Origin of the sequence: Achromobacter sp. UBA5777, assembly GCF_002418565.1 — a bacterium.
In the GTDB taxonomy this organism is placed as follows: Bacteria; Pseudomonadota; Gammaproteobacteria; order Burkholderiales; family Burkholderiaceae_B; genus Achromobacter; species Achromobacter animicus.
The window spans coordinates 4,519-13,503 of the sequence record NZ_DIEJ01000092.1 but is presented as its reverse complement, the minus strand read 5'-3'; the positions used below and the strand labels follow the sequence as shown (position 1 = coordinate 13,503).

General features: G+C 67.3%; 9 protein-coding genes and 1 pseudogene. 3 read left to right on the top strand and 7 right to left on the bottom strand.

The window, feature by feature from the left end:
• Positions 1-1,002: polyphosphate kinase 2 (gene ppk2, locus B3446_RS06525; RefSeq protein WP_414632403.1), on the top strand; the 1,002-nt coding region annotated here is incomplete at its 5' end.
• 4 nt (positions 1,003-1,006) lie between these two features.
• Here the strand turns inward: ppk2 and B3446_RS06520 are convergent.
• The 5 genes from B3446_RS06520 to B3446_RS06500 all read right to left on the bottom strand — a co-directional run bounded on the left by B3446_RS06520 (position 1,007) and on the right by B3446_RS06500 (position 4,156).
• Complete coding sequence (locus B3446_RS06520; protein WP_291378557.1) at positions 1,007-1,357, bottom strand: DOPA 4,5-dioxygenase family protein; 351 nt, start codon at positions 1,355-1,357, stop codon at positions 1,007-1,009.
• Between the two features lie 26 nt (positions 1,358-1,383).
• On the bottom strand, positions 1,384-1,746 hold the full coding sequence (locus tag B3446_RS06515; RefSeq protein WP_291378555.1) for a translation initiation factor Sui1: 363 nt from the start codon (positions 1,744-1,746) through the stop codon (positions 1,384-1,386).
• Positions 1,746-2,129: an RNA-binding S4 domain-containing protein gene (locus B3446_RS06510; RefSeq protein WP_291378553.1), complete on the bottom strand. Its 384-nt coding sequence runs from the start codon at positions 2,127-2,129 to the stop codon at positions 1,746-1,748. Before B3446_RS06510 ends, B3446_RS06515 begins: the two co-directional genes overlap by 1 nt.
• 204 nt (positions 2,130-2,333) lie before the next feature.
• Positions 2,334-3,323: a tripartite tricarboxylate transporter substrate binding protein gene (locus tag B3446_RS06505; protein WP_175123575.1), complete on the bottom strand. Its 990-nt coding sequence runs from the start codon at positions 3,321-3,323 to the stop codon at positions 2,334-2,336.
• Positions 3,320-4,156 (bottom strand): amidohydrolase family protein, encoded by an 837-nt coding sequence (locus B3446_RS06500; RefSeq protein ID WP_291378550.1) that lies wholly within the window; start codon positions 4,154-4,156, stop codon positions 3,320-3,322. The genes B3446_RS06505 and B3446_RS06500 overlap by 4 nt, the downstream gene beginning before the upstream one ends.
• Before the next feature lie 133 nt (positions 4,157-4,289).
• Between B3446_RS06500 and B3446_RS06495 the strand changes: the two genes are divergently transcribed.
• The gene (locus B3446_RS06495) at positions 4,290-5,177 is read left to right on the top strand and encodes a LysR family transcriptional regulator (RefSeq protein WP_291378548.1); all 888 of its coding nucleotides are present in this window, start codon (positions 4,290-4,292) and stop codon (positions 5,175-5,177) included.
• A 133-nt stretch (positions 5,178-5,310) separates the two neighbouring features.
• Positions 5,311-7,146 carry an ABC transporter ATP-binding protein/permease gene (locus B3446_RS06490; RefSeq protein WP_291378546.1) on the top strand — a complete coding sequence of 612 codons (1,836 nt, stop codon included), beginning with the start codon at positions 5,311-5,313 and terminating at the stop codon, positions 7,144-7,146.
• 238 nt (positions 7,147-7,384) lie between these two features.
• On the opposite strand, the gene B3446_RS06485 is transcribed toward B3446_RS06490, so the two are convergent.
• Together B3446_RS06485 and B3446_RS06480 are read right to left on the bottom strand one after the other, a co-directional pair.
• Positions 7,385-8,188: an aspartate dehydrogenase gene (locus B3446_RS06485; RefSeq protein WP_191575704.1), complete on the bottom strand. Its 804-nt coding sequence runs from the start codon at positions 8,186-8,188 to the stop codon at positions 7,385-7,387.
• A gap of 241 nt (positions 8,189-8,429) precedes the next feature.
• Positions 8,430-8,985, bottom strand: a pseudogene (locus B3446_RS06480) (BMP family ABC transporter substrate-binding protein); the annotation flags it as partial.

Genomic DNA, 8,985 nt, shown 5'->3' with positions numbered 1-8,985 from the left:
GCATTGCGCAAGCGGGTGGCCGCCCGGCAGGACGCGGCGCGGCAGGAGACCGCGGCGGTGCTGGCCGATATCGCCAGCCGCTACACCATCGGCAATCCCGGTGAGGCGCACGCGGCGCTGCGCACCGTCATCGACGCGCTGTCGCCCGACGACGCGCAGGCGGTGCATCGCGCGCTGCTGGAGGCCAACCGTCAGACCCCGGGCGCGCGCCGCAATCCCGATGACGAGCTGGCGCGAGATTGGCGCGAGGGCGTCTACCCGTATCGTCACCGCATGCTGCGGCGCAATTACGAAAAGCAGAAGTACAAGCTGCAGGTCGAACTGCTGAAACTGCAGGCGTGGGTCAAGGCCACCGGTCAGCGTGTCGTGATCCTGTTCGAGGGGCGCGACGCCGCGGGCAAGGGCGGCACGATCAAGCGCATGATGGAACACCTGAATCCGCGGGGCGCGCGTGTGGTCGCACTGGAAAAACCGTCCGATACCGAAAAGGGCCAGTGGTACTTCCAGCGTTACGTGCAACACCTGCCGACCGCCGGCGAGATCGTCATGTTCGATCGCTCCTGGTACAACCGCGCCGGCGTCGAACGCGTGATGGGCTTTTGCTCGCAGGACGAATACCTGGCGTTCCTGCGCCAGACGCCCGATTTCGAGCGCCATCTGGTCAGTAGCGGCATCACGCTGATCAAGCTGTGGTTTTCGGTCAGCCAGGAAGAACAGCGCAGCCGCTTCCAGCAACGCAAGGTGCATCCGCTCAAGCAATGGAAGCTGAGCCCGGTCGATCTGGCATCTCTGGACAAGTGGGACGACTACACGCGCGCCAAGGAAGCCATGTTTGCCCACACCGACACAGCCGACGCGCCGTGGATCGTGGTCAAGTCCGACTGCAAGAAGCGCGCCCGTCTGAACGCCATGCGTTATGTGCTGAGCCGCCTGCCTTACGAGGGCAAGAGCGACGACCCGCTGATGGCGATGGATTCGCTGATCGTGGGCCGCGCGCTGTAGGCCGTCAGCCGCCCAGCGCAGCCAGGTTCAACACATGGCTGCGCCCGATCCACACCGCGCAGTCGCGGTGATCGCGCAGCGAATGGCCGGTGTTCGGGTGCATGAAAACATCCAGCGCGCCGTGGTTCAGCGTGAGCCACGTGGCGATCTCGGCCAGATGCTGCGGGCCGAACGCAATCTGGTAGCTCCATTGCGGATGCGGACCCACGGGGCGCTCATGGAAGCGCCCCATTTCCATCTTGCCGTCGAACGTCGCGACGATCCGTTCGCGCAGGGCGAACGCGGTGTCGCGGCTTGCCGCGTCGAAGTACACATGGGCATGCCAGCTCGCGACGTCAGTCACGGAAATTTCCATCGTTCTGTCCTGATACCTGATACGGTTCAGCCGCCCGCGCGCTTGGCGCGGAGGCCCTGTTTCGTCAACGCGTCGAGGATGCGGTCGCAGTGGTCGCCCTGCACCTCGATCACGCCGTCCTTGACGGTGCCGCCCGAACCGCACGCGGTCCGCAGTTGCTTGCCCAACGCGTTCAAGGCGTCGGGCGCCAGCGCCAGTCCGCGCACCAGCGTCACGCTCTTGCCGCCGCGGCCCTTGGTTTCACGCGAGACCCGCGCCACGCCGTCACCCGCCGCGACTTTCGCGGCCGCCGCCTTGCACTGACATTGCGCGACGGGCTGGCGGCATTGCGGGCACATGCGTCCGGTTTCGGTGGAATAGACCAGGCCGCCCGTTGCGGCGCGCTTCATCAGGATTTCCCCCGCATCTGGTCGATGAGACGCCGGTCACGCTTGGTGGGGCGCCCCGCTTCGATGCCCAGCGCCGGCTCCGGCGCGAGACGGCGCATTTCGGCGGCGCGCTCGCGGGCGGCCACGCTGTCGGACGTCTCTTCGTACAGTTGGCGCGCAACCGGGGCAGGCCCGCGCACGCCGCTGACGGCCACCACGCGCACCTGCACGGCGGGGTCTTCCTTGCGTACCGTGATCACATCGCCCGCGCCGACTTCGCGCGCGGGCTTGGCGGGCTGTCCGTTCACGAACACGCGGCCTTTGCCGATTTCATCCGAAGCCAGGCTGCGCGTCTTGTAGAAGCGAGCCGCCCAAAGCCATTTGTCGAGCCGGATCTTGTCCATCCTGCGGGTTCCTGCGGTAAAGCTGGTCAAGGCGTCATGATAGCGCCGCCCGGTGGCCGAGAGCGCCGGTGGGCATGGCATGCGCCCGCGCGCGCGTCGCCAACCGCTGCCGCAATGGCAACCGCGCACGGCAAAAAAAAGCGGCGCCCCGAAGAGCGCCGCAAACCGGCTACGCGGTGTCCGGGCCGTGGGGCCCGGCAGTACTCAATCCAGCTTCAATCCAGCTTCCTTCACGACGCGCTGCCACTTCTCGATTTCGGCGCGGCGGAACGTGTCCAGTTCGGCGGGTGTGGAGCCGATGGGCTCGGCGCCGATGCCGGCAAGCTGCTCGGCAATCGTGGGATCCTTCAGCACCTTGGCCAGCGCCTGCGAGACCTGCTCGACAATCGCGGGCGGCGTGCCGGCCGGGGCGAACACGGCGTTCCATTCGTAGGTCTCGTAGCCCGGCACGCCCGACTCGGCGATGGTGGGCAATTCGGGTGCGGTCTTGGAGCGTTCCAGGCCGCCAACGGCCACGGCGCGCAGCTTGCCGTTCTTCACGTGCTGCCAGGCCGAGCCCATGCTTGCAAACATGACGGGGACCTGGCCCGACATCACGTCGATCATGGCCGGGCCGCCGCCCTTGTACGCGACGTGCTGCAACTGCGTCTTGGCAAGCAGGTTGAACAGTTCACCCGCCAGGTGCTGGGCGGAACCGGGGCCGGCCGACGCGAAGTACACCGGCTCCTTGGCATCGGGCTGACCGAGCTTGATCAGGTCACCGACCGACTTCACTTCATACGACGGCGTCACGACCAGCACGTTGGGTACGCGCAGCAGCAGCGACACGGGCGCGAAGGCCGACAGCGTGTCGAACTGCATCTTGCTGTGCAGCGCGGGGTTTTGCGCGTGGTTCGAAGCGTCCAGCATCAGCGTGTAGCCGTCGGGCTGGGCCTTGGCGACGACCGCGCCGCCGATCATGCCGCCGGCGCCGCCGCGGTTTTCGATGACGACGGGCTGGCCGAGTTCAGCCGCCAGCTTCGGGCCGATCAGGCGGGCGACCACGTCCACGGTGCCGCCGGGCGGGTAGGTCACGACCAGCGTGACGGCGCGTTCGGGGTAGGCGGCGTGCGCGGCGCCAGCAGCGCCAGCCAGCAGGCCGGCGGCGGCGAACAGCGCGCTACGATGCGCCAGGCGTTTGAACAGAGGGGTCATGGAGTGTCTCCTTGGAATTGGAATAGCTGCAACGGCGTGTCGGCGAGTACGGTGCGCCGTTGCGCGGGGTCGTCGATCCAGGCGTCCAGCCACTGCGTCGCGGCGGGATAGGACGCCAGGTGGCGATGTTCGGTATGGGGCCAGTCGCTGCCCCACATCAGGCGTTCAGGGGTATAGGCGTCCAGCAATTGCTGCGTGGCCAGACGGCCGGCCGCGGCGCAGGCCGGCGCCGCCCAATTGCGGTACGGCGCGGCCAGCTTGACCCAGATCCGGCCGCTGTCCGCCTGGCGCAGCAGGTATTGGAAGCCTGCGTCCAGGACGCCGAGCGCGGAATCCGGGCGGCCGAAATGGTCGACCACGATGCGGCAGCCGGTCGCCAGCAACGCCGGCAACACGCCGTCCAGGCGCGCGGCTTGCAAGTGCACTTCAACATGCCATCCCAGCGCATTGACGCGGGCCAGCAGCACCTGCCACGCCGGGGTCTGCAACGCAGGCGTGTCCAGGCCGAAAAGGTTCAGACGGATGCCGACCACGCCGGCGTCGGCCAGGGCCTGCAGTTCGGATTCGCTGGCATCCTGCGCCACGACGGCCACGCCGCGCAGGCGGGCGGGAGCGGCGCGCAGCGCCTCGACCAGATGGCTGTTGTCCGTGCCCAGGAAACTAGGCTGCACCAGGACGCCGTGGGTCAGGCCGTGCGCGTCCAGCAGCCCCAGGTACTCGGCCAGCGTGGCGTCGTAGTCGGGCGTGTGGCGGCGCGTGTTGGCCAAGGCGAGGCCTTGGTGAAACACGTGGGCGTGGGTGTCGACGGCGGCGCCTGGAATCGGCGAGGGCAAAGCGGTCTCCTCATGCGGCGCGCCGCTCTCCCGGAACGGCGACGCGCGATGTAGTGTTCTGTAAGTCGGGATTCTAGGAAGTCGGGGTATAGTTTTCCATTCTGGAAAGGCGCATTAAATATATTGGAACGATATGGAAACCCGGCATCTGCGGTACTTCCTGGCAGTGGTTGACCACGGCAGCGTGAGCCGCGCCTCGGACTGGCTGGGCATTGCGCAGCCGGCGCTGAGCCAGGCGTTGACGCGCATGGAGAAAGACCTGGGCGTGCGCCTGTTCGAGCGGTCGCGGCAGGGCACGACGCCCACGCCCGCCGCGCAGGCCATCCTGGAGGACGTGCGCGCCAGCGTCGCCCGCATTGATGCGGCGGCCCGGCGCGCCAGGGAGATCGGGCGGGGCAGCGCGGGCCAGTTGACGGTGGGACTCGTGTCCTCGGCGCTCTTTGACACCTTGCCCCGCGCGCTGCGGCAGATGCGCAAGCAGGCGCCCGGCGTGCGCATCATCCTGCGTGAAATGAGCAACGCCCAACAGGCCGAGGCTTTGCAGACCGGCGACATCGACATCGGCCTGATGCATACGCCCGTCGCCGTCGGCGGCCGCATGCGAGAGCGCCAGTTGTTGCGCGACCGGCTGGGGGCCGCCGTGCCCGACGAATTCGAGGTCGACGCCGACGGTCAGGTGTCGATGGCGCAGATCGCGCAGGCTGGTCTCGTGATGTACCCGCAGACGCAGCTGCCTGCATTTTATGCGGCCATCCTGGATGCCATGCGCAAGGGCGGCCACGATGCGCACGTGAACCAGGAGGCGAGCCTCACGCTGACGGTGCTGTCGTGCGTGGCGGGCGGCTGCGGCGTGGCCTTGCTGCCCAGCTGGATCCGGTCCATGGGATTTCGGGGCGTCCGCTTTTGCGAAGTGCGCGATGGCGAGCGTCTGCCCAGCTTCGACTTGAGCGCGATCTGGCCGGCGCGCAGCGTGCCGACGCTGGCGGATCTGTTTGCCAATCTGGATCTCAGATCTGAATAAAGTGCGTCACATCTTTCAACGGCCCTTCAACGTCCTTCAATCAGGCTTAAGCGAGGCTTAAAACCGCGTTTTTGCCGGAACTGCCGTCGATCCCGCCGTCTAACCAGGAACGTCTTTGCGAGGTTCCGGGCTCATGGATCTGAATTGGCAGCAGCAACTCGCGGAAAGCGCCCTGTGGCTCGTGCGCGCATTCGGCATCTCCGCCGTCGCGCTGGCGCTGGTCACGCTCGTACTGACCCGCACCACCGTCTGGGGCCGCAAATTCTGGCGGCTGGCCTGGCCGTATCTCACGCCCCGCCGCAGTTGGCGCCCGATGCTGACGCTGGCGTTGCTGCTGTTCCTGGCGATGTTCGCGGTGCGCATGACCGTGCTGTTTTCGTTCTGGTACAACGGCTTCTATAGCGCCCTGCAGGCGCTGGATCAGGCCGTCTTCTGGCACTTTCTGGGCATTTTCGCCGTGCTGGCCACCGTGCATGTGGTGCGCAGCCTGGCCGACAGCTATGTGGGGCAGGCTTTCGACATTCATTGGCGTGTCTGGCTGAATGATCGGCTGACGCGTGACTGGCTGGGCGCGGGCGCCTATTACCGCGGACACTTCCTGGCTGAACCCGTCGACAACCCCGACCAGCGGATCGAGCAGGACATCGCGCAGTTCGTGACGGGCTCGCGCACCCTGGCCATCGGCGCGTTGAGCGCGATCGTGTCGCTGGTGGCCTTCACGTCGATCCTGTGGGGGTTGTCGGGTCCGTTGACACTCGGCGGCGTTGAAATCCCGCGCGCCATGGTGTTCGTGGTGTATCTGTACGTCATCGTCGCCACGTGGCTGGCCTTCAAGATCGGCCGCCCGCTGATCAAGCTGAATTTCCTGTCAGAGCGCCTGACCGCCAACTTCCGTTATGCGCTGGTGCGCCTGCGCGAGAACGCCGAGAACGTCGCGTTCTACCAGGGCGAGGAAGTCGAGCGCGCGACCTTGTGGACCCGCTTCACGTCCTACATCGCCAATCTCTGGCAGCGCGTGTACCGGGGCTTGAAATTCGACGGCTTCAACCTGTCGGTCAGCCAGATCGCGGTGGTGTTTCCGTTCATCCTGCAGGCGCCGCGTTTCTTCAGCGGCGCGATCAAACTGGGCGATGTCATGCAGACCTCGCAGGCGTTCGGGCAGGTACAGGAATCGCTGTCGTTCTTTCGCAGTTCGTACGACACGTTCGCGCAGTACCGCGCCACCCTCGACCGGCTGAACGGATTCCTGGACGCCAACGAGGCCGCCCGCGCGCTGCCGCAGGTGCAGACGCAAGCCCTGCCGGACGGCCTGCAGATCGACGGCCTGAGCGTGTCGCGCCCCGACGGCGCGCGTCTTCTGGAAAACCTGAACCTGAGCCTGCACCCCGGTCAGGCCCTGCTGATCAAGGGTCCCTCGGGCAGCGGCAAGACGACCTTGCTGCGCGCGCTGGCGGGCCTGTGGCCGTATGCCAGCGGCGAGGTGCGGCGGCCGCAAGGCGAGTCCGCGTTGTTCCTGTCGCAGCGGCCATATCTGCCGCTGGGCGATCTGCGCGGCGCGGTGGCGTATCCGGGACTGGCGCTGCCGGCCGATGACGCACGCCTGGCCGACGCGCTCAGGCAGGTCAACCTGGGGCATCTGGCCAGCCGGCTCGACGAGGTGCACGACTGGTCGCGCGTGCTGTCGCTGGGCGAGCAGCAGCGCATCGCGTTTGCGCGCGTGCTGTACAACCGGCCGGCGCTGGTGTTTCTGGACGAGGCCACTTCGGCCACGGACGAAGGACTGGAACACATGCTGTACAGCCTGCTGCGCGACGCGTTACCGGACAGCATGCTGGTCAGCGTGGGGCATCGCAGCACGTTGGATGCTTTCCATACGCAGCGGCTGGATCTGGATGGAACGGGCCGTTGGAAAGTCGGCCCGATGCCGGCATCGCGCCATGGCGATGCGCTGCGTAGAGCGGCGGCTTGAAGGATCGCGCGCGGCATCTGAGGTGTCTGGCACCCTGCGGAAATGATCGTCAGCCTGCCGCAGTGTCTCAACGGGTGTCAGACACCAGGCCTAGTTGCAACGGTGCTCCACGAGGTGTCTGACACCCGCCAGAAGTGACCGCCAATCAGCCAAAGCGTCGCAGGGGGGGCTGACACCGCTCCAAACGAAGATGTAAAAAAGGCCGCGAGCAGCGGCCTTTGATGCGTTCCACCGGAAATCAGGTGCCCACGCGCAGCGGTCCGGTCAGCTTGCGCAGCGCTGCAATCACGCTTTGGGCGGTGATGCGGCCGGTCTTGGGATTGGCGGAGGGAATGTTCTGGATTTCCACCGAGAACGAGGCGGAATCCGACACGACCTCGACGCGATGCACGTTGCGTTCGAGCGAAGGGTCCGCCCAGATTTCCAGCGTGGTGCGGTCCGGGCCGATGCCCGCCAGCGACACGCTGACCGCCACGTTGAGGTTGGCCGGAAAGCCCACTGCCGCCTCACGCGGCGAGCCGCGGAAGATCAGGCGCGGTTCGGTGATGCCTTCGATGTCGATGTTGTTTTCGGTAAGGTAGGGCGCGCCGAGCAGGCCGCGGACCGGCTTGCGGGTGATCATCGTGACCGAGTGGATGACGCCTTCCGCGGCGGCGGTGATGGCGTCCAGCCCGAGAATGGCCCCCGACGGCACGATGACCTGGCCACCATGCTGGCCCGCGATGCCGATCAGGTCTTCGTGGCGCAGCAGCGCGCCCGAACTGAGCACCACCATCTTCTTGCCGGCACGCAGCACGGGTTCGGCGATGTCGCGGAACACCGCAGCGGGCGCGCATTCCACGACCACATCGCAGTGCTCGGCAAGGCCGCCGATGGTGGTGAACGTGGGCGCGCCGTTTTTCCAGTCGAAGGCGGGCGGGGCGTTGGGATCGCGCACCGCGACGGCGGCGAGCGTCAGGCCGGGCAGGCCCGCATCCAGGGATTGCGCCACGGCCTGGCCGATGGCGCCGAAGCCGGCGATGCCGACGCGGAAGCTGTTCATGGGTATCCGGAGTGTTGGGCCAACGGCGGGACCGCGGGCGGTTCGGGAATGCGGCGCAAAAGCCATGCCGCAAGACTGCCGGCCACTGTAGCCACGGCATGGCGACGCGTCAATGCGGGATGCCCGCAAGGCTCGCGCCAGGTGTGCGCAAGGCAGTGGGGCATGTAACCGGCACCGCGCCGCCAGACGTCGCCCGCAACGCGCCACGTGTCGGCGGCGCGGTGATGCCTTGCGAGGGCATCTACGACAGCGCGAATTCCATGCCGTCGTAGCGGCCGGCAATTTCAATTTCGCCCGCCGCAAGACGGCCCGACCACGCGTCAAGCTCGCGCCGCTCGTACGCAGTGACGTCCGCGCCCAGCACCAGCCGCAACGAGGCTGCTGCCTCCAGGCCGAAGCGCGTGATACGGCCAACGGCCAACGCGCCCGCCGCATGGTCCGCGGCCGCGCGTACCACGCACAGCCCCGAATCCGCCAGCGCCGATGCCAGATAGACCTCCGGATCGCGGGCCACCCAATCCAGCACGTTGCCGATCTGCCAGATGCCGGCCTCGCGGCAGGCGCGGGTGACGCCGTCGCGGCCGCCATCCATCATCGCGAAGACGATCCGGGCGCGTTGCGCGGCGAGTGCGCGCGTCCAGGCCTCGCCGAGGTCCGGGTCGTGCTGGTTGCCGCAGAATCCGGTGAGCGGATCCTGGCCCGTCACGCGGCGCACGCCGTCGGCAAAGGCGGCGCGGCCCTTCAGACCGGGGCGGACGCGTTCGCCGGAAAGGTGTGCGGGGCGGCCATCCGCGGGG

Bases quoted from the DNA above. Each gene is read 5' to 3' on its own strand.
- B3446_RS06520 (WP_291378557.1), bottom strand. From the start codon at position 1,357: ATGGAAATTTCCGTGACTGACGTCGCGAGCTGGCATGCCCATGTGTAC.
- B3446_RS06515 (WP_291378555.1), bottom strand. From the start codon at position 1,746: ATGAAGCGCGCCGCAACGGGCGGCCTGGTCTATTCCACCGAAACCGGA.
- B3446_RS06510 (WP_291378553.1), bottom strand. From the start codon at position 2,129: ATGGACAAGATCCGGCTCGACAAATGGCTTTGGGCGGCTCGCTTCTAC.
- B3446_RS06505 (WP_175123575.1), bottom strand. From the start codon at position 3,323: ATGACCCCTCTGTTCAAACGCCTGGCGCATCGTAGCGCGCTGTTCGCC.
- B3446_RS06495 (WP_291378548.1), top strand. From the start codon at position 4,290: ATGGAAACCCGGCATCTGCGGTACTTCCTGGCAGTGGTTGACCACGGC.
- B3446_RS06490 (WP_291378546.1), top strand. From the start codon at position 5,311: ATGGATCTGAATTGGCAGCAGCAACTCGCGGAAAGCGCCCTGTGGCTC.
- B3446_RS06485 (WP_191575704.1), bottom strand. From the start codon at position 8,188: ATGAACAGCTTCCGCGTCGGCATCGCCGGCTTCGGCGCCATCGGCCAG.